The organism is Edaphocola flava (assembly GCF_004118155.1).
GTDB classification, from domain to species: Bacteria; Bacteroidota; Bacteroidia; order Chitinophagales; family Chitinophagaceae; genus Edaphocola; species Edaphocola flava.
In genome coordinates this window covers 263391-290091 of the sequence record NZ_SAIQ01000002.1, presented here as the reverse complement: position 1 = coordinate 290091, position 26701 = coordinate 263391, and the positions used below count along the sequence as shown (strand labels likewise).

The 26701-nt window shown below is 44.5% G+C and carries 27 protein-coding genes; 19 read left to right on the top strand and 8 right to left on the bottom strand.

What is annotated here, in order from left to right; genetic code table 11:
• Nucleotides 1–5 precede the first annotated feature (5 nt).
• The 4 genes from EMP01_RS07545 (at nucleotide 6) to EMP01_RS07530 (ending at nucleotide 6363) form a co-directional block, all read left to right on the top strand.
• Nucleotides 6–1352, top strand: a complete 1347-nt coding sequence (locus EMP01_RS07545; protein ID WP_129020898.1) for a TolC family protein — start codon at nucleotides 6–8, stop codon at nucleotides 1350–1352.
• Nucleotides 1353–1391: 39 nt separating this feature from the next.
• Nucleotides 1392–2453, top strand: a complete 1062-nt coding sequence (locus tag EMP01_RS07540; protein WP_129020897.1) for an efflux RND transporter periplasmic adaptor subunit — start codon at nucleotides 1392–1394, stop codon at nucleotides 2451–2453.
• Between the two features lie 66 nt (nucleotides 2454–2519).
• The gene (locus tag EMP01_RS07535; protein ID WP_129020896.1) at nucleotides 2520–5666 is read left to right on the top strand and encodes an efflux RND transporter permease subunit; all 3147 of its coding nucleotides are present in this window, start codon (nucleotides 2520–2522) and stop codon (nucleotides 5664–5666) included.
• Nucleotides 5667–5670: 4 nt separating this feature from the next.
• The gene (locus EMP01_RS07530; protein ID WP_129020895.1) at nucleotides 5671–6363 is read left to right on the top strand and encodes an SIR2 family NAD-dependent protein deacylase; all 693 of its coding nucleotides are present in this window, start codon (nucleotides 5671–5673) and stop codon (nucleotides 6361–6363) included.
• Nucleotides 6364–6393: 30 nt separating this feature from the next.
• Here the strand turns inward: EMP01_RS07530 and EMP01_RS07525 are convergent, their stop codons facing one another.
• Complete coding sequence (locus tag EMP01_RS07525; RefSeq protein ID WP_129020894.1) at nucleotides 6394–6996, bottom strand: ribonuclease HII; 603 nt, start codon at nucleotides 6994–6996, stop codon at nucleotides 6394–6396.
• A complete protein-coding gene (locus EMP01_RS07520; RefSeq protein ID WP_129020893.1) occupies nucleotides 6997–8121 on the bottom strand; it encodes a DUF4421 family protein in 1125 nt (374 codons plus the stop codon).
• Between the two features lie 111 nt (nucleotides 8122–8232).
• On the opposite strand from EMP01_RS07520, the gene EMP01_RS07515 reads away from it, so the two are divergent.
• From EMP01_RS07515 to EMP01_RS07505, 3 genes are read left to right on the top strand one after another with little or no spacing between them, the layout of a single operon-like run.
• Complete coding sequence (locus EMP01_RS07515; RefSeq protein WP_129020892.1) at nucleotides 8233–8613, top strand: DUF4359 domain-containing protein; 381 nt, start codon at nucleotides 8233–8235, stop codon at nucleotides 8611–8613.
• Between the two features lie 12 nt (nucleotides 8614–8625).
• Complete coding sequence (locus EMP01_RS07510) at nucleotides 8626–9039, top strand: DUF4258 domain-containing protein (protein WP_129020891.1); 414 nt, start codon at nucleotides 8626–8628, stop codon at nucleotides 9037–9039.
• Between the two features lie 56 nt (nucleotides 9040–9095).
• The gene (locus tag EMP01_RS07505; RefSeq protein ID WP_129020890.1) at nucleotides 9096–9794 is read left to right on the top strand and encodes a CoA transferase subunit A; all 699 of its coding nucleotides are present in this window, start codon (nucleotides 9096–9098) and stop codon (nucleotides 9792–9794) included.
• 80 nt (nucleotides 9795–9874) lie between these two features.
• Here EMP01_RS07505 and EMP01_RS07500 read toward each other — a convergent pair whose 3' ends face one another.
• From EMP01_RS07500 to gcvT, 4 genes are all read right to left on the bottom strand, one after another.
• Nucleotides 9875–10993 (bottom strand): hypothetical protein, encoded by a 1119-nt coding sequence (locus EMP01_RS07500; RefSeq protein WP_129020889.1) that lies wholly within the window; start codon nucleotides 10991–10993, stop codon nucleotides 9875–9877.
• A gap of 6 nt (nucleotides 10994–10999) precedes the next feature.
• Nucleotides 11000–11659, bottom strand: a complete 660-nt coding sequence (locus EMP01_RS07495) for a protein-L-isoaspartate(D-aspartate) O-methyltransferase (RefSeq protein WP_129020888.1) — start codon at nucleotides 11657–11659, stop codon at nucleotides 11000–11002.
• 126 nt (nucleotides 11660–11785) lie between these two features.
• Complete coding sequence (locus EMP01_RS07490; protein WP_129020887.1) at nucleotides 11786–11992, bottom strand: cold-shock protein; 207 nt, start codon at nucleotides 11990–11992, stop codon at nucleotides 11786–11788.
• A 100-nt stretch (nucleotides 11993–12092) separates the two neighbouring features.
• Nucleotides 12093–13181, bottom strand: coding sequence for a glycine cleavage system aminomethyltransferase GcvT (gcvT, locus tag EMP01_RS07485; protein WP_129020886.1), 1089 nt, complete (start codon nucleotides 13179–13181; stop codon nucleotides 12093–12095).
• 201 nt (nucleotides 13182–13382) lie between these two features.
• On the opposite strand from gcvT, the gene EMP01_RS07480 reads away from it, so the two are divergent.
• Both EMP01_RS07480 and EMP01_RS07475 read left to right on the top strand, forming a co-directional pair.
• Nucleotides 13383–14417, top strand: a complete 1035-nt coding sequence (locus EMP01_RS07480; protein WP_237559497.1) for a vWA domain-containing protein — start codon at nucleotides 13383–13385, stop codon at nucleotides 14415–14417.
• A 2-nt stretch (nucleotides 14418–14419) separates the two neighbouring features.
• Nucleotides 14420–15196: a tetratricopeptide repeat protein gene (locus EMP01_RS07475; protein ID WP_129020884.1), complete on the top strand. Its 777-nt coding sequence runs from the start codon at nucleotides 14420–14422 to the stop codon at nucleotides 15194–15196.
• 546 nt (nucleotides 15197–15742) lie between these two features.
• Here the strand turns inward: EMP01_RS07475 and EMP01_RS07470 are convergent.
• On the bottom strand, nucleotides 15743–16003 hold the full coding sequence (locus EMP01_RS07470; RefSeq protein WP_129020883.1) for a hypothetical protein: 261 nt from the start codon (nucleotides 16001–16003) through the stop codon (nucleotides 15743–15745).
• A 140-nt stretch (nucleotides 16004–16143) separates the two neighbouring features.
• Here EMP01_RS07470 and EMP01_RS07465 point away from each other — a divergent pair, with 140 nt between their 5' ends.
• The 5 genes from EMP01_RS07465 (at nucleotide 16144) to EMP01_RS07445 (ending at nucleotide 21337) form a co-directional block, all read left to right on the top strand.
• The gene (locus tag EMP01_RS07465) at nucleotides 16144–17370 is read left to right on the top strand and encodes an HD domain-containing protein (protein WP_237559496.1); all 1227 of its coding nucleotides are present in this window, start codon (nucleotides 16144–16146) and stop codon (nucleotides 17368–17370) included.
• 23 nt (nucleotides 17371–17393) lie between these two features.
• Nucleotides 17394–18443 (top strand): UDP-3-O-(3-hydroxymyristoyl)glucosamine N-acyltransferase, encoded by a 1050-nt coding sequence (gene lpxD, locus EMP01_RS07460; RefSeq protein WP_129020882.1) that lies wholly within the window; start codon nucleotides 17394–17396, stop codon nucleotides 18441–18443.
• 62 nt (nucleotides 18444–18505) lie between these two features.
• A complete protein-coding gene (locus EMP01_RS07455; RefSeq protein WP_129020881.1) occupies nucleotides 18506–19915 on the top strand; it encodes a bifunctional UDP-3-O-[3-hydroxymyristoyl] N-acetylglucosamine deacetylase/3-hydroxyacyl-ACP dehydratase in 1410 nt (469 codons plus the stop codon).
• Between the two features lie 14 nt (nucleotides 19916–19929).
• Nucleotides 19930–20730: an acyl-ACP--UDP-N-acetylglucosamine O-acyltransferase gene (lpxA, locus tag EMP01_RS07450; protein WP_129020880.1), complete on the top strand. Its 801-nt coding sequence runs from the start codon at nucleotides 19930–19932 to the stop codon at nucleotides 20728–20730.
• On the top strand, nucleotides 20717–21337 hold the full coding sequence (locus EMP01_RS07445) for an ABC transporter ATP-binding protein (RefSeq protein WP_237559495.1): 621 nt from the start codon (nucleotides 20717–20719) through the stop codon (nucleotides 21335–21337). The genes lpxA and EMP01_RS07445 overlap by 14 nt, the downstream gene beginning before the upstream one ends.
• Nucleotides 21338–21412: 75 nt before the next feature.
• Here EMP01_RS07445 and lepA read toward each other — a convergent pair whose 3' ends face one another.
• Nucleotides 21413–23209, bottom strand: a complete 1797-nt coding sequence (gene lepA / locus EMP01_RS07440; protein WP_129020879.1) for a translation elongation factor 4 — start codon at nucleotides 23207–23209, stop codon at nucleotides 21413–21415.
• 136 nt (nucleotides 23210–23345) lie between these two features.
• Here lepA and EMP01_RS07435 point away from each other — a divergent pair, with 136 nt between their 5' ends.
• From EMP01_RS07435 to trxA, 5 genes are all read left to right on the top strand, one after another.
• Complete coding sequence (locus tag EMP01_RS07435) at nucleotides 23346–23939, top strand: DUF3109 family protein (RefSeq protein WP_129020878.1); 594 nt, start codon at nucleotides 23346–23348, stop codon at nucleotides 23937–23939.
• 219 nt (nucleotides 23940–24158) lie between these two features.
• Nucleotides 24159–25568, top strand: coding sequence for an MBL fold metallo-hydrolase (locus EMP01_RS07430; protein WP_129020877.1), 1410 nt, complete (start codon nucleotides 24159–24161; stop codon nucleotides 25566–25568).
• 2 nt (nucleotides 25569–25570) lie between these two features.
• Entirely contained in the window at nucleotides 25571–26179 is a 609-nt protein-coding gene (locus tag EMP01_RS07425) for a methyltransferase domain-containing protein (RefSeq protein ID WP_129020876.1), read from the top strand.
• Nucleotides 26172–26381 (top strand): hypothetical protein, encoded by a 210-nt coding sequence (locus EMP01_RS07420; protein ID WP_129020875.1) that lies wholly within the window; start codon nucleotides 26172–26174, stop codon nucleotides 26379–26381. Before EMP01_RS07425 ends, EMP01_RS07420 begins: the two co-directional genes overlap by 8 nt.
• Complete coding sequence (trxA, locus tag EMP01_RS07415; RefSeq protein ID WP_202616022.1) at nucleotides 26371–26670, top strand: thioredoxin; 300 nt, start codon at nucleotides 26371–26373, stop codon at nucleotides 26668–26670. Before EMP01_RS07420 ends, trxA begins: the two co-directional genes overlap by 11 nt.
• Nucleotides 26671–26701: the final 31 nt, after the last annotated feature.

The following is a 26701-nucleotide window of genomic DNA, read 5'->3' as shown; positions in this document are numbered from 1 at the left end:
ATAAGATGAAGCTAACTTTCAAAACCTTACTCCTGGCAGCTACACTTGCCTCCGGAGCCGGCGCATATGCGCAAGAATCCTTTACACTGAAAGAGAGCATTGCATACGGACTGAAACATAACCGCAGCATTACGATCTATAATAATAACCGCCTGCAGGCAGAACAAAAGGCCAGAGAAGCACTCTCTACTTACCTGCCACAGGTAAATGTTAATGCGGGACTGGACGATAACCTGAAACTTCCGGTAACTGTTATTCCTGCCGGAACATTTGGCCCGGGTACTCCGGCCCAGAAGGTAAGCTTCGGTACCCAGTACAACTCTACTCATAGTGTACAGCTGGACCAACCGATCTTCAACCAGGCTGCGATTACCGGTCTGAAAGCACGTAAGCCCAATATTGCAATGGCTGCGCTGAACGAAGAGCTGAACCGCCAGGGCGTGATCTATAATATTGCTACTGCATATTATAAAATCATCATTACCCAAAAGCAACTGGATCTGCTGGAGGATAATAAAGAACGCATGGAGAAAACCCTGGCGATCGCACAATTAAGAGCGAAGGAAGGGGTATCAAAAAAGATTGATGTAAAACAGGTACAGGTAAACCTGAACAATACGGAATCACAGATCTCTGTAACCCGCAACTCTTATGAACTGGCACTGAACACGCTGAAGTTTCACCTGGGTAAGGCAATGACAGAAGAACTGCTGCTGAGCGATACGGCCAAATGGCTGAATCCGAAAACCGTACTGGCCGGTGGCGCTCCTGGATTTGATTACAAGAAAACGATTGATTACCGGCTGAATCAGACGCAACTGAGCCTGCTGGACATCAACCGTAAAAATATCCGCGATGGCCGCTACCCTACCCTTGCTTTTTATGCACGCTACGGGGCTAACGGATTCGGCAACAACGTTGGTGCTGCATACAGTTCATTATATGACTTTGCTGTGGTAGGGTTGAAATTCAACTGGAGCCTGTTTACCGGTTTCAGAAGAGATGCCCAATACAAAATGGCGGATATCGACTACAAAAATGCAGAAGAAAACCTGAAACTGAGCGAAGAGCAACAAACGCTAACGTACCAGAATGCAGGTCTGGCTTATAACCGTGCACAAAGCACCATCGCTACCAATAAGGCTAATATGGACCTGGCTAACGAAGTATATGCCAATGTTTCGACCCAACATAAAGAAGGTATCGCTACACTGACCGATCTGCTGAATGCGGAAAACTCTTACCAGCAGGCACAGAACAACTATATACAGTCGCTGCTGGATTTTTACCTGGCCGAGATAGAACTGAAGAAGGCGAACGGAACCTTAGACGAATATTTTGAGCAACTATAATCAATACTTAAAACAAACAAAACAAATCATCATTTAGTTATGAATAAGAGAATCATCCTTCCTGTACTCATCCTGATCGTAGTAGCTGTTGCGATCGGCTGGAAACTTTCTTCGAATAAAAAGAAAATAGACGACAAGAATAAGCCTGAGGTAAAATCTGAAGTAGCTATTCCGGTTACAGTAGCCACTGTAGCAAAAGAAATGGTAACTGATGCACTGACCAAAACTGGTAACCTGATCCCTAACCGCGAAGCGGACATCATGGCGGTATCTGGCGGTAAACTGGTTTCTGTAAACTTCAACCTGGGTAGCTATGTAAGCCAGGGTGGTACTGTTGCACAGGTAGACAGCCGTCAGCAAACGATCAACCTGAGACAGGCTGAACTGACCAAAGCTAAAGCAGACAAAGACTTTACCCGCTACAAAAACCTGCTGGAAGGCGAAGCGGCTACTGAAGTAAACTACCAGGATGCTAAATACCAAAGAGATAATGCAACTACTCAGATCGAATTACTGAACAAGCAGATTGCGGACAATTCTATCAAAGCACCAATCAGCGGACAAGTAGTAAGCAAACTGAAAGAACCAGGTGAATATGTAAGTCCGGGTACTCCATTAGGCCATATCGTTGACATCTCTCAGCTGAAAGTAAATGTAATGGTGAGCGAAAATGATGCTTATGGTTTGAAAATCGGTGATAAAGTAACCATCACTACGGATATATACAGTGGCCAGACCTTCAGCGGTACCATTACCTTCATCAGCAACCAGGGCGATGCTACGCATAACTACCCTGTTGAGATCCTGTTGCAAAACAACCGCAGCTATCCTTTAAAATCCGGAACTACTGTAAGCGTAAACTTCAACAAGAAAGGCAGTGGTTATATGATGCTGATCCCGAGAACAGCACTGACTCAGGGTCTGAAAACACCTAAAGTATACGTAATTGAAAATAACAAAGCGGTACTGAAAGATGTATTAATCGGAAGAGAGATCGGTAACCAGGTTGAGGTGATGAGCGGACTGGAAGAGGGTGCACAGGTAATCGTAAGCGGACAGATCAATATCAAGAACGGTTCATTGGTAAAAGCCGTAAAATAGACACAGAAGGGAGCGCATCGCGCTCAAGAGGCTAACCTATTATAAACAGTGTATAAAAAATAGTCAATGAAAAAATTAACGGAACTCTCCATTAACCGGCCCTTGCTGATCACCGTGGTGTTCGTGGTGCTGGTCTTATTTGGAGCCATATCATATAAAAGTCTTAATTACAACCTGCTTCCTAAGTTTGACGCAAACGTAGTATCCATCGTGACTACTTACCGCGGTGCATCTGCAGACGAGATCGAAACTTCGGTAACCAAACACCTGGAGGATGCGGTATCCTCTCTGGAAGGAATCAAGCGTATCAGCTCATCCAGCCAGGAAGGTGCTTCTCTGATCACTATTGAGCTGAATGCTGATGCTGATGTAAACAAAGCACAGAATGATGCCCAGAGAAAAGTAGACCAGATTGCAGCTACCCTGCCGGATAATGTGGATCGCTCTATTGTAAACAAATTCTCCTCTGATGACGTACCGGTAATCCGTATGGGTGTATCGGCCAATACTGATGACCGTACCCTGTACGATATCGTAGACCAGCAGATCAAACCACAGTTAGGTAATATTCCTGGTGTGGGTCAGATCAACCTGGTGGGTGGTAACGAGCGTCAGATCAACATTAATGCGAATGTAGATAAGCTGAATGCTTATAACATGACCATTGCACAGCTGGCTCAGATTGTAAACCTGGCTTCCCTGTCTACACCTGCCGGTAAGGTAGAAACCAACAGCAACCAGTTCTCTATCAAATTTGATGCGAAATTTAATGATATTGAGCAGCTGAAAAACATGGTGATCCTGCGCAGCCCAGACGGTGGTGATGTGCGCCTGAAAGATGTTGCCGATGTTATGGATGGTCAGCAGGATGCAACTGCGATCAACCGCATCAATGGTATACCTTCTATTGGTATCCAGGTAATGAAACAAACCGATGCCAATGCGGTAGAGGTAAGTAAACTGATACGGGTTAAAATTGCAGAACTGGAAAAAACATATTCTGCCAATAAATTAAAATTCAACATTTCATCTGACCAGAGTACATACACATTGGAATCTGCCAATGCCGTAATGTTTGACCTGGTACTGGCGATTATCATCGTATCTGTAGTAATGCTGCTGTTCTTACACAGTATCCGTAGCTCCCTGTTCGTACTCATTGCCCTTCCGGCTTCTATGATCCCTACATTCATCTTTATGTATGTATTCGGTATGTCACTGAACCTGATGACGCTGATGGCCCTCTCCCTGGTAGTAGGTATCCTTGTGGATGACTCTATCGTAATCCTGGAGAACATCATGCGCCATATGGAAATGGGTAAAAACAAGCGTCAGGCTACAATCGACGGTCGTTCCGAGATCGGCTTTACTGCGATGGCCATTACCCTGGTGGATGTCGTGGTGTTCTTACCTATGGCGCTGACCTCCGGTATGATCGGTAACATCCTGCGTGAATTCGCATTGGTGGTTGTATGTTCTACCCTGATGAGTCTGATGGTATGTTTCACCTTAACACCATTACTGGCTTCCCGTTTTGCGAAAATCGTGCACCTGGACAAACGTACTGCATGGGGTAAATTCAACATCTGGTTTGAAAACCAGATCACGAAAATCCGTGATGCATATACCGATTTCCTGCAATGGTGTCTGAAAAAGAAACGCTATGTATTTATCTTCACTATCCTGCTGCTGGTAGGTGCATTCTCCCTGATGGGTGCCGGATTTATCGGTGCATCATTCATCAGTAAGGGTGATAAAGGGGAAATGGTGATCAAGCTGGAACTGGAGCCGCAGGCCTCTCTGTACCAGACAAGCATGAGCACACAGCAGGCTGAAAAAATACTGCTGAGCCAGCCGGAAGTAATTGACCTGTTCAGTAATGTGGGTTATTCCAGCAATGGTATGGCTACATCCAGTAACAGTAACCTTTCTGAGATCAACGTAAAACTGATCGACAAGAAAAAGCGTACGATCTCTACCAGCGAATTTGCCAAGAAAATGTTCGATACCATAAGCACTATTCCTGGCGCGAAAGTAACGGTGAGTGAGGTGGATATCATGGGTAATGCGGCACAGAGTGATGTGCAGGTACTGGTTAAAGGGCCTAATCGTGCAACAGTACAGAAAACGGCACTGGAGATGAAGAAACTCATCGAAGAAACGCCGGGTACCAAATATGTAGAGTTCAGTACCAAGAATCCGAAACCCCAGATCGAGATCAGCCTGGACAGACAGAAAATGGCGATCTATGGCATTAATCCTAGTGAAGTAGCCAGTGCCGTTTCCAATGCCTTCCGTGGTAATGATAATGCGAAATTTACCTATGCCGGTAATGAGTATGACATCATGGTGCAGAACGATGCATCGGACCGTAACAATATCGACAATGTACGTAAACTGAGCTTCGTTAATGCGCAGGGATTATCATTCACCCTGGACCAGTTTGCATCGATCAATGAAGTAATGGGAGAATCGGTATTACAACGTAGTAACCGTTTGTCTTCTATCACCATCAATGCAGCGGTAAACGGTCGTTCTGTAGGTACTGTAGGACAAGAACTGAGCAAGAAATTTGAGAAACTTAAATTCAGCGACGGCGTATCATGGGAGTATATCGGTAACCTGGCCAACCAGGCCGATTCCTTCACCAGCTTATTAGCAGCGCTGGGTATCGGTATCCTGCTGGTATACCTGATCATGGTGGCCTTATATGAAAATGCGATCTATCCGTTCGTAGTATTATTTGCCCTTCCGCTGGCGATGATCGGAGCCTTCCTGGCACTGGCATTGACAATGAATGAGATGACGATCTTTGCGATGATCGGTCTTATCATGCTGATGGGGCTTGTGGCCAAGAATGGTATCCTCCTGGTCGACTTTACCAATCAGCGTAAGGCTGAAGGTGCCGGTCTTGTAGAAGCCCTGGTCGATGCGGGTAAAGAACGTTTCCGTCCGATCATGATGACAACCATCGCGATGATCACCGGTATGTTACCTATCGCCCTGGCGAGTGGTAGTGGTGCCGAAGTGAAGAATGGTATGGCATGGGTAATTATCGGTGGTCTGACCAGCTCCCTGCTGCTGACCCTGATCGTGGTACCTTGTGTATACTATGTAATCGATAAACTGATGACCCGTGTTGGTGGACGCAGAAGAAAGAAACTGGTGAAGAAAGTACTGCAACGCCAGATGGATATTAAAAATGCACACTAATCAAATGAATAAACCAAAACTAGTAATCCTCTCAGGAGCCGGTATCAGCGCAGAAAGCGGTCTTAAGACCTTCCGCGATGGTGACGGCCTCTGGGAAGATCACCGGGTTGAGGATGTAGCCACTCCCGAAGCTTTTGCCCGGGATCCGCAACTGGTCCTTAACTTCTATAATTTTCGCAGGAAGGCCTGTGCAGCGGCGCAACCCAATGCAGGACATATAGGACTGGCCGCACTGGAAAAGGATTTTGAGGTAACGATCATTACACAGAATATTGATGATCTGCATGAACGCGCCGGTTCTACCAATGTGCATCACCTGCACGGGGAGATCTTTAAAATGCGCAGTGTGGGCGATGAGGATACTATTTATGATATCCGCACCGAAATTCAGCTGGGAGATCTGGCTCCAGACGGACATCAGCTCAGGCCACATATTGTATGGTTCGGAGAGGCCGTTCCTAAAATATATGAGGTCATGCCCATCGTTCAGCAGGCAGATATATTTGTCGTAATCGGCACTTCATTACTGGTATATCCTGCAGCCGGACTGGTAGATCTGGTTCCTTACGGCAAACCGATATTTGTACTGGATAAAAAGTTGCCCGCTATGAAATTCTCTCCTTATGTGCAGGCTATCGAAAAGCCCGCCAGTGAAGGAATACAGGACTTATATAAGGCACTGGCCGAATTCATTTAAAGAAAATAGTTTTACAAAAAAAAGCACTTCTTATACGGAAGTGCTTTTTTCTTTTGGAGGATTCAATTTGAAGGTTATTCTATGATACGGGGTAAACCCCATCTTAATGGTTACCCGTTTATGTGACGGTGTAGGATACCCTTTATTGGTTTTCCAGTCATACTCCGGGTGCTGATCAGATAACTGATCCATATATTCATCGCGGTATGTTTTAGCCAGTATACTGGCTGCTGCAATGCTGGCATACTTGCCATCTCCCTTTACGATACAGACATGTGGTATGCCTACGTAAGCCGGGAAGCGGTTGCCATCGATCAGTAAAAGTTCCGGCCGCATAGCAAGCTTGTCCACACTTCCGTGCATGGCTTTAAAAGAGGCTTTAAGAATATTGATCTGATCGATCTCATGATTATCGATAAACGTTACGGCATAAGCCAGTGCGGCTGCTTCTATGATCGGTTTTAGTGTAAAGCGATCCCTCTCGGTGAGCTGCTTGCTGTCATTCAGCAGAGGGTGCTCAAAATCTTTTGGAAGGATAACGGCCGCTGCCACAACCGGACCGGCAATACACCCTCTGCCGGCTTCATCGCATCCGGCTTCGATCAGGTCTGTTGTATAGAATGAGGCTAACACTTAAGGTATAATTTGTTCCAGTAATTTATACGGGATATCCAGCAGATTGTCCACAGGTTTTAGTTTCTTTCGGGTCTTCTTACCGATGGTAAACCGCTGAGTATATCCCAGCCGCAAATATCCGACATTCGCCGCAAATGCCGGTGCAAAAAAATCTCCGCCCAGCGGATTCCGGTTGTTTGTAGCCGTCAGTGCAATATTCCATCGCTCAGCATTGTATCCTGCCCTGCCCCAAAGTGCATAAGTAAGACTGGAGCTCCGCTCCTGCTGCACACTTCCATCCTCATACGTTTGCCGGCTAAAATTGACCGGCACTTTAACCCCGGCAATACCGGTCAGGAAGAAGTGTTTCCCGAGCACAAAAGTATGCGCATAACCGGCACCAATACCCACGCTCCAGGTGCGCTGGTGCTGCATTCCGGCATTATAATAATCTGCTGCAACAGCTTTTGGTATCATCGCACTATCTCCCCGGCTTAAAGCGAAATAAGCATCCAGGCTGACAAATGGTGTACCTCCGGACTGGCGCTGCCATTGTACCGGCGAGATATTCCCGTTAAAGGCAAAGTCTTTCTTAAAACCATAATAAGTTGAGGTGCCCAGGAAAATATGGCTCATATCCGGACGCGCATATACTCCGGCAGGCGCCGCTATTGGTTGCTGATCGGTGAAAAACCCTTTATAGTATTGTGCATACAGAAAGGAGACTGCTCTTCTGAACAGGAGCTGAGACTGGAGATCGAAGTTTTTCGTCTTGATGGCATCTTTAGGTACATTTCCGATGACACCGTAAGTGGCACTCAGCGCGAGGTAGCGATATATAAAGCCCAATCCCAGGTCTGTACCGCGGTTAGGCTCATAGGATAAATGTGGTTTACCGGACAATGATTTATAATTCTGCCGGATATTTTTCTGCTGCAGAAAAAGCGTCAACCCGAAAGTACGATCATATAAATTGATCATTGCCGTATCAACATTGGGCTGATACCATTGTTCAGGTGCCTCGGCTTCCTGCTTTAAAGCTTCTGCCTGTGCCCAAAGAAAGCATGGCGACAATAGAAAAAAAAGGGTGTACACACAGCTCTTAAAACCCACAACAAAACACACATTACTATTCTCAGTCATATTATTACCAGCCAGTTATCAAATACAAATTTAATCAATATTCAATGTTAACCAATATTCAGTTTCATCCCTATGTAATAAACCGTATTTTTGTGCCTCAAGTTTTTAATCATGAAAAAGTGGTTTGCTTTTTTAATCATCTTTATCCTTACCGGTTTCACCATGTGGCTGACCAATCCTGGTCAGGACAAGCATGAGAAAGCCGTGGCTAAAGCCATAACAGAAGCCCTTTCTGAAGAGAAAGTAAGGCTTACAGAAGCAGGTAGTCTTCCGCCAATGCTGAAGGAACTGAACGAGGATATGCTGGACATGATGATCAGCCCGCTGGTAAACCAATCGGTGACCCGGGAAGATTATGTAGTCTACTCACTTACCCGGCTGAAACTCGGTGCTGAAGACCATCGTGTAGGCATTGGCCTGTTCGGCAAAGTATTTATTGCCCCACAGCTGAAAACAACGATTAAAGACAACATTCAACAATACCTTAAATAAGCTGCTCCTGATATGCAAAATAAAAGATCGAAAAAAATGGTTTCGGTACTCCTGGTTATTGTATTTGCGATTGTATTTATACTGATCACCCGCAAAACGACAAAACAAGAGCAACCCGCACCAACACCGGCACAGAGTGGCCAGACTGTAATTGCGCCCGATGCACCGCTGCAATATACCAAACATGCACGTTGCCGTATGGATTGTCGTGGCATCAGTGAGGCAGAGGTAAGAGAGGTATTGAGAGAGGGACATATTAATTATCAGAAATCGGATCTTAATGATAAACCCTGCCCTACGTACGCCATCGAAGATCGCGTTGCAGAAGGCCAGGACCTCCGCATTGTATTCGGTATCTGCGATCAGTCTGTAAAGGTAATTACCTGCATTGACCTGAGCGAAGAGCATGACTGTGCATGCAGCTAATTTAATTTTACAGGAACAGAAATAAACATTATTTTTGAGCACTTCAAACTTGAACAATGGGCTTTAATAAAGTTGTACAAAATGCCGAAGAGGCAATAAAAGACATCCAGGATGGCGCAGTGATTATGCTGGGCGGATTCGGATTATGCGGTATTCCGGAGAATTGTATCAATGCTCTGGTAAAACAAGGCACAAAGGACCTGACCTGCATTTCCAACAATGCCGGTGTGGATGATTTCGGTATCGGACTGATGCTAAAAACCAAACAGGTAAAGAAAATGGTGTCTAGCTATGTAGGCGAAAATGCTGAATTTGAGCGCCAATTACTGAGCGGAGAACTGGAAGTAGAGCTGATTCCACAGGGAACGTTAGCGACCCGTTGCCTGGCTGCTGCATATGGTATGCCGGCTATCTTTACTCCTGCAGGTGTAGGTACTGAAGTGGCTGAGGGTAAAGAGGTGCGCAACTTCAATGGTAAAGACTACCTGATGGAGATGGCTTTTGAAGCAGATTTTTCTATCGTAAAAGCATGGAAAGGTGACAGCGCAGGTAATATTATTTTTAACAAGACTGCCCGTAACTTCAATGAAGTAATGGCTAAAGCCGGTAAGATTACGATTGTTGAAGTAGAAGAGCTGGTGCCGCTCGGCGAGCTGGATCCAAATGCGATTCACGTACCGGGTATTTATGTACACCGCATTTTCCAGGGTACTGATTACGAAAAACGTATTGAGCAAAGAACGGTATCTCAGTAATACAAACAATACACTATAAAAAAAGCGTGCTGCAATCATGATTGCAGCACGCTTTTTTTATAGTGTATACATAGTAGTATTTAATAACTTAAAGGATGCCATTCCAGCCAGAAATAAAAAACTGCCAGCTGTAGTAGCAATAAACTACAGGACAAGATATAGGTCTTCTTCATCCTGGGTAAGAACAGCATGCACCCAACCAAAAATAATGGGAATAGAGCAGCAATATAACGGCTCATAGAGGTTGTACTGCCTGCACACAAAGGCATCATCAGGTTGATCCAGATAAATACATTAAGGCTCAGTGGCAATTTGCGTATGCTGTAAATAGCAAACAGGAGCACCAGAATAACATATACACTGTTGAACTGAAGCTCAATGGCCCCTCCGCGGAATAAGGCCAGCAATGGGAACGTAAGAAACTTATTCCACCCTTTTTGTGCAATACTATAAGCATTGAAATAGCCCGTCATTTCATATTGATAAACCAGGTAAGCAGCAAATACCATCACCGCCGGAACAAGGAACAAGCTATTTTTCAGCATCGCTTTAAAATTGGCCGGACGTAGTGCCACGCCTTTTTGTTCCAACTGATACAACCATACGGGCAGCAGACATATAAGCCCGTTAGGCCTGGTCAATACCAGTACAATCAATGCTGTTGCCGACCACCATAATCGCTGCTGCTGTATGCCTATAAAGGCCATAAGCAAAGCAGAAAGGAATAGTGATTCTGTATAATACATGGAAAAATGGTAATGGAAAGGAAAAACGATATACAATATCGTTGCCTTTAATGCCATATTTCCATCCTTAAGAAAATGTTTGGCAAAAGAGTAAAACAAAGCGAAATGCACTAAAGAAAGCACCAAAGATGTCAAGAATGCTGCACCATTAAAGGACCAGCCGAACAAGTGCATCAGGGACCGGTTGAGCATAGGATATGCCGGAAAAAAGGCCCAGCTACTTTGTATCAGGCTGCCATCCGGTAATCGCTTGCCCAGCTCGTCTATATGATGTATACGCGGAAATCCGTTTGTAGCAATATTTTCATACCAGCCGGCATCATTGCGATTAAAAACAGCAATAAGGTCATTCCAGTTGTGTATACCTTCCGGACTGAAAATAGCGCCCATAATGAGGTACAAACATTTAACCAGGAGTGCAACAATAATAATTGTTCTTATAGGGTGTTTCATGAAAATCTAATGCTTTTGTTTACCAGAAAGCATGGGCACAAAATAAGCTTTCCCGATCACTTCTTCGGTATAGCCCGTATCGGTTTTGACAATACGCTTCATGTGCTGCTCTTCATCACCGACAGGTATAACCATAATACCCCCTACTTTTAATTGCTGTATCAGCTTTTCAGGAACATAAGGCGCTGCCGCAGTGACAATCACTTTATCGAAGGGGGCATAAGAAGGAAGCCCTTCAAATCCATCTCCGTAGAAGCGTTTAATATTGGTGAGATTTTTGATGTAGTCAAAACGGTTCATTTGCTTAAACAGCTCCTGTTGCCGCTCTATAGAGAATACTTTTGCTTTAAGCATAGCCAGTACGGCCGCCTGATAACCGCTGCCGGTGCCTACTTCCAGTACTTTTTCAAATGGCTTTATATCCAGTACCTGGGTCTGTAATGCCACCGTAAACGGATGAGAAATGGTCTGTCCAGCCGCTATAGGGAAAGCCCTGTTTTCATAAGCATAACGCTCCAGTGCAGAATCCAGAAAAAAATGGCGGGGCACTGTATTAATTGCACTCAGCACACCCTCGTCTGTAATGCCGAGATTGCGCAGTTCTTCTACTAGTTTCTTACGTAGTCCTTTGTGTAAATATGTGTCTTCTGTCGGTAAATGGTGCATATCCCTGCAAAGATAATTATTCACTTTTTTTCCCTTCCGATTAGTTATTCACGTGGAGACAAAGCGCTATATGAAATAAAAAAGCCGGAAGTTAACACTTCCGGCTTGGTACTGGTAATAATATAATTAACGAACTAATGTTACATTGATTGCATTCATACCCTTACGACCTTGTTGCATTTCGTATTCAACGCTGTCGTTTTCTTTAACTTCGTCAATTAATCCACTAACGTGAACGAAGATATCTTCGCCACCGTTGTTAGCTTTAATAAAACCGAAGCCTTTTTCTGAGTTAAAGAACTTAATTGTTCCTTGGAATTTTTGATTGTCCACTTTTGTACTATTTAATAGAGGTTAATAATGATAAAGGTATAATATAAAAATTACATTTCACGCATTTGTCGAAATTAAATTACAAAATGGGTGTTTTATACTAGTTTAAAAAGGGCATTTTTACCACTGTAGCTTTTAGCGCTTTATCTCTTACCGCAACAAAAACCTCAGTACCTTCTGCAGCATTTTCTTTTGCTACATAAGCAATACCGATAGCCTTACCCAAAGATGGGCCTTGTGTACCAGAAGTGACTACGCCGATCACATTACCAGCAGCATCTTTAATATCGTATCCGTGACGTGGAATACCTTTATCTACCATTTCCAAGCCTACCAGCTTTCTTTTGGCACCAGCTTCTTTTACGCCCGCAATGATATCTTTAGCGGTAAAATCTTTAGTGAATTTGGTGATCCAGCCCAGACCTGCTTCAATAGGAGAAGTAGTATCGTCGATATCATTACCGTACAGACAGAATCCTTTTTCCAGGCGCAGGGTATCACGTGCTCCCAGTCCGATTGGCTTCAATCCTTTAGGAGCGCCGGTTTCCATAATAGCATCCCAGATTTTAGCAGCATCATCACCTTTATCTTCAAAGTAGATTTCTACCCCGCCAGATCCGGTATATCCTGTTGCACTGATGATTACATTTTCAACGCCGGCAAATGTACCAACAGCAAAAGTGTAATATTTCAGGTTAGCCAGCTCAACATCAGTCAGAGACTGCATCAGTTCAGTAGCTTTTGGTCCCTGAATGGCTAATAAAGCGGTTTTCTCAGAAATATTTTCGATGGTTGCATTATTGGTATTATTTTTCACCACCCAATTCCAGTCTTTTTCAATGTTGGATGCATTTACCACCAGCATGTATTTTTCATTAGGCACGAAGCAATACACGATCAGGTCATCAATAATACCACCTTGTTCGTTCGGGAAACAAGAGTATTGTGCCTTACCTTCGGTCAGCTTTGCAGCATCATTAGTAGTAATACGCTGGATCAGATCCAGGGCGTTAGGACCACTGATGATAAATTCCCCCATGTGGCTTACATCAAATACACCTGCCACATTGCGCACGGTAGCATGTTCATCATTGATACTGGAATAAGAGATCGGCATGTTGTAGCCGGCAAATTCTGCCATCTTCGCACCAAGGGCTATATGTTTAGCCGTAAAAGGGGTGTTTTTCATTTTATATTGATTTTTTATAGAAATTTTAATGCGACAAAGATAATATTTTCGGGTTTACCTTCCTTATTCATATTGAAGCTTTAATTGAATTGCATATCCAGACTGGTTTTTGTTAAATTTACCAGACTGAAAAACCGATTAAATTCATTCATACGAATGAAATATTATATTTGCTATCCATAATTCGGCTCGAGTATTATTATGTTCACATTCCAGCACGGCACATTTCTCTGGTTATTACTGCTTATCCCGGTCATCATATTCCTGTACCTGCGGTTTCTCCGCTGGCGCAAACAGCGTATACAGTATATAGGTAACCCCAGGTTGGTTCCCGGCCTTATAAAGGGTAAGGTAGCCGGTCGCGGCACGACCAAACTGGTCCTGGTTGCGGCGGCTCTGTCATGCAGCATCATCGGACTGGCCAATCTGCAGATGGGTAGGGATACCGAACGCATCAGCAGGAAAGGTGTAGACGTTATGTTTGCACTGGATGTCAGCAAAAGTATGCTGGCAAAGGACATTAGCCCGGACAGGCTGTCCCGCGCCAAGCTGTTGATCCAGACCATGATTGATAAAATGAACGGTGACCGTACCGGCCTCATTCTGTTTGCAGGAAGGGCTTACCTCCAATCGCCGCTCACTGTAGATTATAACAATACTAAAATGATGCTGAGTACTGCCGGTCCGGATGTTGTGCCTACACAGGGAACAGTGCTGGGAGATGCTATTGAAATGGCTGACCAGGCCCTGAGCCAGGATAATAACCGTGCCAAAGTGGTCGTACTGCTATCAGACGGTGAAGACCATGATGAGAAAGCGGCAGAAATGGCTAAAGAGGCCGTTAAAAGAGGAATTATTATCCATACCATTGGTATCGGCTCTGTTGCAGGGGCCCCCATCTTTGATCCGGAAACAGGTCGCAATAAAATAGATCAGCAGGGAAATGAGGTGATCTCCAAACTGAATGAAACGGAACTGAAAAGCATAGCCTCAGCCGGAAAAGGTACTTACCGGCTGCTGAACAATAATAACCGTGAGGCCGATGCGCTGCTTGAAGCCATCAGCAAAATGGAGGCAAAACAATCCGACATGGTTATTTTTGCCCAATACAAAAGCTATTTTCAGTATTTCCTGCTGATAACAGTTGTGCTGCTGCTGGTAGATGGCTTAATACCTGCCGCCGGAAAATCGGTTAAAACCCAAAAGATTACTACAGATACATTGAAAGAAGCCTAGTTATGAAGCGTCTGGTATTTATATTTATGATCCTCTGCTCTTTCCATGCTGTATATGCGCAGGAAGTGAAGCACTATAATAACAATGCTCTTATACGGATGGGCAATATCCTGTATGAGCATAATGAGTTTGCTACCGCTGAAAACGCATTTCAGAAAGCGTTGGTGGTCAACAGTAATAATCCCATAGGATATTATAACTATGGCAATACCCTCATGCAGCAAAAGAAATATGAGGCTGCCCGCAACAGCTATCAGCAAATGATGGCCCGTACCAACGACAAAATGTTGCAGGCCAAAGCACTCCATAACATCGGCAATACCTATTGTAAAGAAGAAAAATGGAAAGAAGCTGTAGAGGCCTACAAATCGGCCTTGCGCAAGAATCCTGCTGATGCTGACACCCGCTACAATCTGGCCTATGCTCAGAAAATGATGCAGAAAGACGAACAGGACAAGGACAAAAACAAGGATAAGAATAAAGACAAGGATAAGGATAAGGACAAAGACAAGGAAGACAAGAAGGATAAACAGGATAAAAAAGAACCTCAAAAAGACAAAGAGGATAAGGATGGACAGGACAAAGACAAGCCCAATCAACAAAACCCGGACAAGAAAGATAAAGATGAACAGCAAACCCAGGGAGGACAGGATAAGGGACCTATGGAGCAAAAGCAGGCCGATGCTATTCTGAATGCCCTGCAGCAAAATGAGAAGAAATTACAATCCAATAAAAATAAACAGGGTGTGGCTCCTGTAAAACTGGATAAAGACTGGTAACTAAAAAGCCGGAGGCATGGGCCTCCGGCTTTTTAGTTAGTATCAACTGAGTATCCGCTTAAAGGAAACAAAGTTTAGTATTATGATTTAAGTATCCTATATATCTTTTGCTACCTTTTGCCTTGATGCAAAAGGTACCGCCAAAAAATCAAGGCTATATAAATCCCTGGCTAAAAATCAATGTGTCGGTCGGTCGCAAACGCAGACTCGCTGCGCTCAGACAGTGGTTTGCAACTCTATCGACCGAGCCAATGATTTTATGAACGCCGGATTTATAAGGCCATTTGGAGCGATCTGTACGGTACGGATCGCTTATTGTTTTCATCACAGCGATAGCCATTTTGGAGTGGAGCTGCGATCGTTGAGCACCGAACGCATCACACGTTAAGCTCAGACGATCAATGCACGCAATGGTACAAAAATGGCGGTGCTTTGCAATCGCCTTGATGAAAACAAAGGCACTTTTGGTCCTTTTGTTGCCGGACAAAAGGATGAATCAAATAGTTGCCTACATGCGGATAGTAAGATAGTTTTATATACGGACTATCAGGATGACAGAAAGATATAATTGTACAGGAAAATGGCAACGATAAAGAACAGACCGAGTGCAAAACCCAGGATTGTGCCCAGGAAAGGTAGTTTCTCCAGCAGCGTTCCGGCTACCGGAGCTACATAACGATCCCATTCCGCTACCGGAATATCTTTGTACTTCTTCTGCACATGACTACGTAGCATATTGATATATAGTTTGTGGGCCAGCCAACCCAGCAAAGCACCAAATACAGGAAAAATAAGGATCAGAAACATATTATCATCAATATTAGGCTGCAAAAATAGGGCTTTCCGGAAAGGAATGTATTTTTCCCGACAAAAGGATCAAATTAACAGGCTACTCATACATTAAAACTGTTTTATTATGTAGCTTTGCACCCAAATTATACGATCCCTTGTACGGCAAAATCATAAACGATCCGGTTTACGGATTCATTCGCTTTTCGGAGCGGGAACTGATGCAGGTAATAGAACACCCCTGGTTCCAGCGCTTAAGGCGCATTAAGCAAATGGGTATGGCACAACTGGTTTATCCCGGTGCAGTACATTCCCGCTTCCTGCACTCACTTGGCGCTACCCACCTGATGGGTATTGCACTGCACGAACTGAAACGAAAAGGAGTAAGCATCAGCCCCGAAGAAGAAACAGGCGCAAAACTTGCCATCCTGCTGCATGATGTTGGCCACGGACCGTTCTCTCATGCCCTGGAGCACAACCTGCTTCCTGTATCGCATGAGACCTTATCGCTGCAAATTATGCATCAGCTCAATGATTTATTCCGCGGCAACCTCGATATCGCAATACAGATCTTCAATAACTCATATGACAAACCATTCCTGCATCAACTGGTGAGCAGTCAGCTGGATATGGACCGTATGGATTACCTGAACCGGGACAGTTTCTTTTCCGGTGTGGCAGAAGGTACTATAGGCTATGACCGTATCTTACAAATGATCACGGTACAAAACGGTAACCTGGCGGTAGAAGAAAAAGGGATATACTCTGTTGAGAAATTTATCATAGCCCGCAGGCTCATGTACTGGCAGGTATACCTGCATAAAACCGTACTGGGCGCAGAACGCCTGATCGTAAATATATTGAAAAGGGCCAAAGAACTGGCAGAACAAGGTGTGCAACTTTTTGCCACACCCAGCTTCTCTTTCTTTTTATATGAGCAGATTAAAGCAGAGGACTTTGTCAACGACCTGGACATTCTGCAGAAATTCTGTGCCATCGATGATGCAGATGTCGTTTGCAGCATTAAAGAATGGATGAACCACAGCGACCCTATCCTCTCCAGATTATGTACCATGCTGACCTCAAGAGCATTGTATAAAGTTAAACTAAGTAATGACAGCGATTTGACGTCTTATGAAGAACTGAAGGAAAAGGGATTGCGCCATGGATTGATTACGGAAGAGACTATGCCATATTATCTGTTTCATGGCACGACCACTAACAGCACATATAAAATCAATGATGACAACATCAATATCATGCTGAAGAATGGCGAAACAATAGATATTTCTGCTGTTAATAACAGTCTGATAGGCAATACCGTATCCGGAGAAACCAAAAAACATTTTATTTGCTATATACCAGAACTGAAATCGGTTCGTTAGAATAAACAACGTAATACACTTATATGCAATTTACGGCATCACAAGTCGCACAACTCCTGCAGGGTACCGTTGAAGGTAACCCTGAAGCCATTGTGAGTACCTTTTCCAAAATCGAAGAAGCGGGACCACAATCACTTTGCTTCATTGCCAACCCTAAGTACGAACAATACCTTTATGAAACAGCGGCAGCTGTGGTGGTAATCAATAGTGATTACACCCTTACCGCTCCGGTAACGGCGACCCTGATCCGCGTACCCAATGCCTATGCGGCATTTGCACAATTACTGCAGCTATATGATGAGATCACCAAAGGGCAACGCAAGCAAGGCCGGGAAGCTCAATCTTTTGTGGCAGAAAATGCTACAGTTGATGAGACCGCTTATATCGGTGCCTTCGCGTACATTTCTGAAAACGCTGTAATCGGAAAGAATGTACAGATCTATCCAAACTGTTTTGTAGGAAGTAATGTGCATATTGCAGACAATACAATTTTATATCCTTCAGTAACAATATACAAAGATTGCCGGGTGGGCGAACGTGTGATCATCCATAGCGGTACCGTTATCGGTGCCGACGGATTCGGATTTGCACCAAAAGCCGACGGCAGTTATGACAAAATACCCCAGATCGGGAATGTGGTGATCGAAGATGATGTCGAGATCGGAGCCAATACCTGTATCGACCGTGCTACGATGGGCTCGACCCTGATCCGCAAAGGAGCCAAACTGGACAACCTGTTACAGATCGCACATAATGTAGAGATCGGCAGCAGCACCGTTATTGCTGCACAGGCCGGCATTTCCGGCAGTACAAAAGTTGGCGACCGCTGCCTGATCGGCGGGCAGGCTGGCCTGGTGGGTCATATCCAACTGGCTAACGGAACAAAAATAAATGCCCAGAGTGGTGTGTCCAAATCGATCAGCAAAGAAGATATCGCGATCAGTGGTTCTCCCGCATTTGATTACAAAAGCGAAATGAAAAGCCAGATTGTCTTCCGTAATCTGCCCGATATGCTGGACCGTATTAAAAGTTTAGAGGCGAAAATTCAGGCCTTGGAACAAAAAAATGATTAAGTTTGCCGTTAGATTTTTTCAGGCATGATGAATGCTGCAAACAGCATTCAAAAATTTTATAAATGACTCAGGAATTTTATCAACACACACTTAAAGGAACGGGCAGTCTCTCCGGCATCGGATTGCACACCGGTAAAAACACTACCATTACCTTACATCCTGCTGACCCAAATTTCGGATACCGTTTTAAGCGCGTAGACCTGGAAGGACAACCGGTCGTAAAAGCTGATGTAGACTTTGTTACTGATACCTCCCGCGGTACCACCATTGAAAACAAAGAAGCTAAAGTAAGTACCATTGAGCACCTGCTTTCTGCTTTTGTAGGATTGGGTGTAGATAATGTGCTGATAGAAATCGATGGCCCTGAAGTGCCTATTATGGACGGCAGTGCCAAATTGTTTATTGAACTGATCGAGCAAATCGGTATCGAACAGCAGGATGCCAAAAAGACGGTATATACCTTACCGGAAAACCTGCATTATTACGACCCGGTTAAAAATGTGGATATGATCGCCATCCCTGCGGATAAATATAAAATTACCGCAATGATCGACTTCAATTCACAAGTACTGGGTACGCAACACATTTCCCTGCAGCAGATGGAAGATTTCAAGACTGAAATTTCTGCCTGCCGCACATTCAGCTTTCTGCACGAACTGGAATACCTGCTGGACAATAACCTGATCAAGGGTGGTGATCTGAACAACGCAATCGTTGTAGTAGACAAGCCCATCTCTGAAGAGACACTGGCCAAATTGAAAAAAGCATTTAATAAAGATAATATCGAGGCCAAACAAGAAGGAATCCTGAACAATCTGGACCTGCACTTCCCTAACGAACCGGCGCGTCACAAACTGCTGGACATCGTGGGAGACCTGGCCCTGAGCGGATACCATATCAATGCACATGTTATTGCAAACCGTCCGGGACATGCCGGCAATGTAGCCTTTGCCAAAGTGATCAAAGAATATATCAAGAAAAACAAAGCGGCCCTGGAAGCGCCTCAATACGACCCTTCCAAGCCTCCTGTTTTTGATATCAACCATATCGAAAAAATATTACCGCACCGTTACCCGTTCCTGCTGGTCGATAAAATCATAGAGCTGTCTGACAACTATGTGATCGGCGTAAAGAATGTAACGATGAACGAGCCATTCTTCCAGGGACACTTCCCGGGTAACCCGGTTATGCCGGGCGTGCTGATGCTGGAAGCACTGGCCCAATGCGGCGGCCTGCTGGCATTAAGCAATATGCCGGAGGTTGAGGGCGGATACGATACTTATTTTTTAAAGATCGACAAAGTAAGGTTCAAACAGAAAGTATTGCCGGGCGACACCCTGCTGCTGAAAATGGAGCTGATGGCCCCGATCAGACGCGGATTATGCGAAATGCGCGCAACAGCCTATGTAGGTAATAAAGTGGTTGCAGAGGCCGAACTGATGGCCCAGGTGACTCCAAGTTCAAAAAGATAATTTACACAGTATAAATGATACATCCTTTAACATACGTTCATCCGGAAGCCAAAATCGGAAAAGATGTAAGAATTGATCCCTTCTCGACCATCCACAAAAATGTTGAGATCGGAGACGGAACCTGGATCGCCTCTAATGTAACGATTATGGAAGGTGCCAGAATAGGTAAGAACTGCCGTATTTTTCCTGGTGCAGTAATCTCTGCTATACCACAGGATCTGAAATATAATGGTGAGGATACCCTTACGATTATCGGTGACCGTACTACCATCCGTGAATGTGTAACCATCAATAAAGGGACCACAGATAAAATGCATACCAAGATCGGAAACAACTGCCTGATCATGGCCTACTGCCACATTGCGCATGACTGTGAGATCGGCGATAACTGTATCTTCTCCAACAGCACAACCCTTGCAGGACACATCACTGTCGGCAATAATGTTGTACTGGCGGGATTGGTTGCCGTACAGCAGTTTGTCAATATCGGAGCGCACAGTTTCGTTACAGGAGGTTCCCTGGTTCGTAAAGATGTGCCACCATATGTAAAAGCAGCACGTGAACCATTATCTTACGTTGGTGTCAATGCAGTCGGACTGCGCCGTAAAGGCTTCAGCCCGGAGCAGATCAACCATATCATGGATATCTATCGTATCCTGTATGTAAAAGGCTATAATACGGCAAAAGCAATCAGTATTATTGAAGCAGAAGTTCCCTTCTCTGAAGATCGCGAAATGATTGTTAACTTCATTCGGGAGTCCAAGCACGGCATCATGAAAGGACTGACCACCAGTAAAGTTCATGATGAAGATTGAGCTGCATCATATCAGCAAAAGATACATTAATCATTGGGTCTTCAGAGATGTACATAACGTCTACGAAGGCCCAAATCAATATGCAATACTGGGTGCAAACGGATCGGGAAAGTCTACCCTGCTCCGTATGATCGCAGGGATGCAAAGCATCAGTAAAGGACTGGTTACTTATGAAATAAACGGTAAGACTGTTGATCCTGAGCAAATCTTCAAATATGTAAGTTACTGCGCCCCGGCAATGGAAGTGGTGGAAGAAATGACCTTAAAAGAATTTCTCGATTTCCATTTTCAGTTTAAAAAACTGCTTCCCGGCTGGACTGTTACCCGTATTATTGAAGCGATGGAACTGCAACGTGCCGCTACACAGTTTATTAATGAATTCTCTTCAGGAATGAAGCAAAGGGTAAAACTGGCCCAGGCTTTCTTTTCCGATACCCCTATCCTCTTACTGGATGAGCCCTGTAGTAACCTAGACCAGAAAGGGGTAAACCTTTATCAGCAATGGTTACAGGAGCTGGCAGGTAACCGCCTGGTGATCATCGCTTCCAATGATGAACGCGAATACACTGGTGCCATATCTACTTTAGACATTCAGGCATTTAAATAAAAAAGAAAACATTACGATAAAAAGAATAGCCGGCTGTAAAACAGCCGGCCATTCTTTTTATCGTTAAAACATAACTTAATCGTCCAGTTTCAATACTGCCAGGAATGCTTCCTGTGGTACCTCTACGTTACCGATCTGACGCATACGTTTCTTACCTTCTTTCTGTTTTTCCAGCAGTTTACGCTTACGGGAGATGTCACCACCATAACACTTGGCAGTTACATCCTTACGCATTGCACTGATGGTCTCACGTGCCACAATCTTCGCACCAATGGCTGCCTGAATGGCGATCATAAACTGGTGTCTGGTCAGTAATTCCTTCAGTTTAGAACACAACTTTCTACCGAAATCATGCGCACGGCTGCGGTGAATCAGGGCACTCAGTGCATCGACTTTCTCCCCATTCAACAGGATATCCATTTTCGCGATATCGCTCTCACGGTAATCCAATGGCTGATAGTCAAATGATGCATAACCACGTGTATTTGATTTCAATTTATCATAGAAGTCAAATACGATCTCGGCCAGTGGCATATCAAAGATCAACTCTACACGGGTAGGCGTCAGGTAATTCTGGTTAACCAGGATACCACGCTTGCCCAGGCAAAGGGTCATAATATTACCGATATACTCCGGCAGGGAAATGATCTGTGCACGGATAAACGGCTCCTCTACGCGATGCAGACGACTAGGGTCTGGCATCTCTGTAGGGTTATTTACAATAATTCTTTTTTCCGGTTCACGGGTAGTATAAGCATGGAAACTTACGTTCGGAACGGTAGTAATTACCGTTTGGTTGAACTCACGTTCCAGGCGCTCCTGGATGATCTCCATGTGCAGCATACCCAGGAATCCGCATCGGAAACCAAAGCCCAGTGCCTGTGATGTTTCCGGCTCGAAGGTCAGAGAAGCATCGTTCAACTGTAATTTTTCCATACAGTCGCGCAGCTCTTCAAACTCATCAGTGTTCACCGGGAAAATACCGGCAAATACCATTGGTTTTACATCCTCAAAACCATTGATAGATTCCTTGCTCGGATTAGCAACTGAAGTAATCGTATCACCTACTTTTACTTCGCGGGCATTTTTAATACCGGTAATGATATAACCTACATCGCCGGTCAGCACCTCTGGTTTAGGCAGCAGGCCCAGCCCCAGTGTACCGACTTCGTCGGCATCATAGTCCTTACCGGTGTTCAGGAAGCGTACCTTCTCTCCTTTCTTGATAGAACCGTTCAGTACACGGTAATAAACGATAATACCACGGAAAGAGTTGAATACAGAGTCAAAGATCAATGCCTGAAGCGGAGCTTCAGGATCCCCTTCAGGAGCAGGAATGCGGTCTACGATTGCACTCAGGATCTCTTCAATACCAATACCGCTCTTACCGCTGGCCAGGATAATATCTTCCGGCTTACAACCAATCAGGTCTACAATCTGATCGGTAACTTCCGGTATCATAGCACCGTCCATATCGATCTTATTGATCACCGGGATGATCTCCAGGTCATTTTCGATGGCTAAGTATAAGTTTGAAATGGTTTGTGCCTGAATACCCTGAGATGCATCGACCAGCAGCAGCGCACCTTCACAGGCTGCTAATGCACGGGATACCTCATAAGAGAAGTCTACGTGGCCGGGAGTATCGATCAGGTTTAAAGTATACGTTTCGTTTCCTCTGGTATAAGAAGCCTGGATGGCTTTACTTTTAATAGTGATTCCTTTCTCACGTTCCAGATCCATATCATCCAGCACCTGATTTTGCATCTGGCGCTCGGTAATGGTCTTGGTATGTTCCAACAAACGATCGGCAAGGGTACTTTTACCATGGTCGATGTGGGCAATAATACAGAAATTGCGAATATTCTTCATATATATAAACTGTCTGCGAAATTACGATTAATATTAATAACAGCGAAAAGATGTTGCGCGGCCTGCGGCCGCGCAACATCGCAGACATATTCCATTCCGAAAATAGTCATATCTTTGTCATCTAATTATTTTTGCTTTGGTATCTATAGAAGACATCCTGATCAGTGATGACATTTTCGACAAAAAATTTGTCTGCGACCTGAACAAATGTAAAGGTGGCTGTTGTGTAGAAGGTGATGCCGGGGCCCCGATTACCCGCGATGAGGCGAACCTTATCGAAGACCTCTACCCTATTCTGAAACCCTATCTGACTCCGGAAGCCATTGAGTTGATCGAGGAAGATGGTGCTTATACTTTCGATGACGAGTTTGATATCGTTACCCCTACCATTAATGGCGGCATCTGCGTATACGGTTATTATGACCAGAATGGCATGGTGAAATGCGCTATAGAACAAGCCTATTATGACGGAAAAACCGATTATAAAAAGCCTATCAGCTGTCACCTGTTTCCAATCCGTGTAGTGGAAAACGAAAATTTCCATGCGCTCAATTACGAGCCGCAACCCTCATTATGCAGTCCGGCCTGTACTTTGGGCGAATCATTAAAAGTACCTGTATATAAATTTCTGAAAGAGCCCCTGATTCGGAAATACGGTGAGGAATTCTATGAAGACCTGGAATACACAGCAGAGGAATACTATAACAATAAAAATAATCCACAAGCTTAATACAAGCGCTGCCATTGTGCAGCGCTTTCTATTTATAATCCTTATATGCCTATAGCAGGGCAAAAAAGTTAAAATACCACGCTACACTTTCGTTTTCCGGTACAAATCACGAAATTTGTTTATTGAAAATGAATACCTCAACAGTGAAATGTGACAAATGTTACCTTTTATCTTGTATAAGGGTTATACATTTGTCCAATAATATAAAAATTACAAGCAATGAAAATAGAACAGATTTATACCGGCTGCCTGGCTCAGGGAGCATATTATATTGTTTCTGAAGGTGAGGCCGCAATCATCGACCCGCTGAGAGAGATCAAACCTTATACAGACCGCCTGACGAAAGACGGTGTAGCCTTAAAATATATTTTTGAAACACACTTTCATGCCGACTTCGTTTCGGGTCACCTAGACCTGAGTAAGGCTACGGGAGCTCCTATCGTGTACGGACCTACAGCACAGCCGGCTTTTGATTCTACTGTAGCAACTGACGGGCAGGTATTTAATATCGGCAAAGTAACGATTACAGCATTACATACTCCTGGTCATACCATGGAGAGTACAACCTACCTCTTAAAAGACGAGAGCGGTAAGGATGTGGCGATTTTCAGCGGAGATACGCTGTTTTTAGGCGATGTAGGCCGTCCGGATCTGGCACAGAAAGCAGCCAGCATGACACAGGAAGACCTGGCCGGAATGCTCTATGATAGCCTTACACAAAAGATTATGCCTTTAGCAGATGATGTTACGGTATACCCCGCACATGGTGCTGGCTCTGCCTGTGGCAAAAACATGCAGAAAGAAACGGTAGATACCTTGGGCAACCAGAAAAGAACGAACTATGCGCTGAATCAACCCGATAAAGCGAGCTTTATACAAGCAGTAACAGAAGGTCTGTCTGCTCCTCCCGGATATTTCGGCATGAATGTGGCGATGAACAAACTGGGTTATGAAAGCTTTGATGCCGTTATGGCGAAAGGTAAAACTGCACTCTCTCCTAATGCTTTTGAAAGTGCAGCAGAAGAAACGGGCGCACTGATACTGGATACCCGCAACAGCGGTGCATTCAGCCAGGGCTTTATCCCGAACTCAATCAATATAGGCCTGAAAGGCGATTTCGCGCCATGGGTTGGTGCGATGATCGTGGATGTAAAACAACCTTTATTGCTGGTGGTAGAAGACGATACTATTGAAGAAGCGATTACCCGCCTGAGCCGGGTAGGGTTTGACAATGTGATCGGCTACCTGGATGGCGGATTTGAAGCATGGAAAAAGGAAGGTAAAGAAACGGATACTGTAGATCGTATTACTGCCGCTGATTTTGCAGCACGTATAAATGAACAATCAACTATCATTGATGTACGCAAGGATGGCGAATACGCTGCTGAGCATGTGGATGGTGCATATCATCGTCCGCTGGCGCTGATCAATGAATGGATCAAGGATATAAACCCTGAGGAGCACTTCTTTGTACACTGCGCCGGTGGTTACCGCAGCATGATCGCGGCCAGCATTTTACAGGCCCGCGGTTACCGTAACTTCAGTGAAGTTGATGGAGGATACAATGCTATTGCAAAAACAGAAGTACCTAAAACGGATTTTGTTTGCCAGACTAAAGTGCTGAAATAATTATGGAACTGGATCAAAACAAACAACTGGATGCAAACTATTGGAATAACCGATGGGAGCAAGGTACATCTGGATGGGATATAGGATATGCATCGCCTGCTATTGTGGAGTATATGCAACAATATCCTGACAAGGATGCTGCGATACTGATCCCGGGCTGTGGCAATGCCTATGAAGCAAAAGCTTTACTGGATATGGGTTTTAGCAATATTACCCTGATCGACATTGCCCCTCATGCAGTGGAGCAGTTACGCTCCCGTTACAGCAATGAGCCAAGGATTAATATCCTGCATCAGGATTTTTTCACGCTGAATGGGCAGTTTGATCTGATCATCGAACAGACTTTTTTCTGTGCGCTGAATCCTGAATTACGTCCTGACTATGTTACCAAAACATATTCCCTGCTTGCACCTGGAGGAAGGATCATCGGACTACTTTTTGATACGGAGTTCGAGAAGCAAGGCCCTCCTTTCGGTGGGTTTAAACCGGAGTACGACGCATTATTTGCACCATATTACATGGTACATACGATGGAGCGCTGCACCAACAGCATTCCTCCGAGAGCGGGCACTGAATTATTCATCAACCTGCAAAAGAAAACACATGAATAAACCATTGCTTTTCGGCTGGACCCTGAGAAGGATACTGTACTTTGTTATTGGCGCCTGGGCTGCAATACAATCCGCGCTGGATCAGCAATGGTTGTTAATGGGTATCGGACTGTATTTCGTAGCTATGGCCGTATTCAGACTGGGATGCGCAGGAAACCAATGTTCTGTTCAAACTACTAAAAAAGATAATTATGCTGGATAAATTTCAAGAATTGATTAATGATAATAAGCCGGTACTGATCGACTTTTTCGCTACCTGGTGCGGGCCTTGCCAGGCTATGGCTCCGGTACTGGAGCAGGTAAAAGATGCGGTTGGTGAAGGGGCACGTGTGGTTAAGATTGACGTGGACAAATTTCCGCAGATTGCGCAGGAATACCAGATCAGTAGCGTACCTACATTTATGATCTTCAAAAACGGCCAGTCTGTATGGAGACATAGCGGCACTGCTCCAAAAGCAGAACTGGTGCGCTTGTTGCAAGCGAATGCCTGATCTTAATTTTATACACATAAAAGCGCGCAGT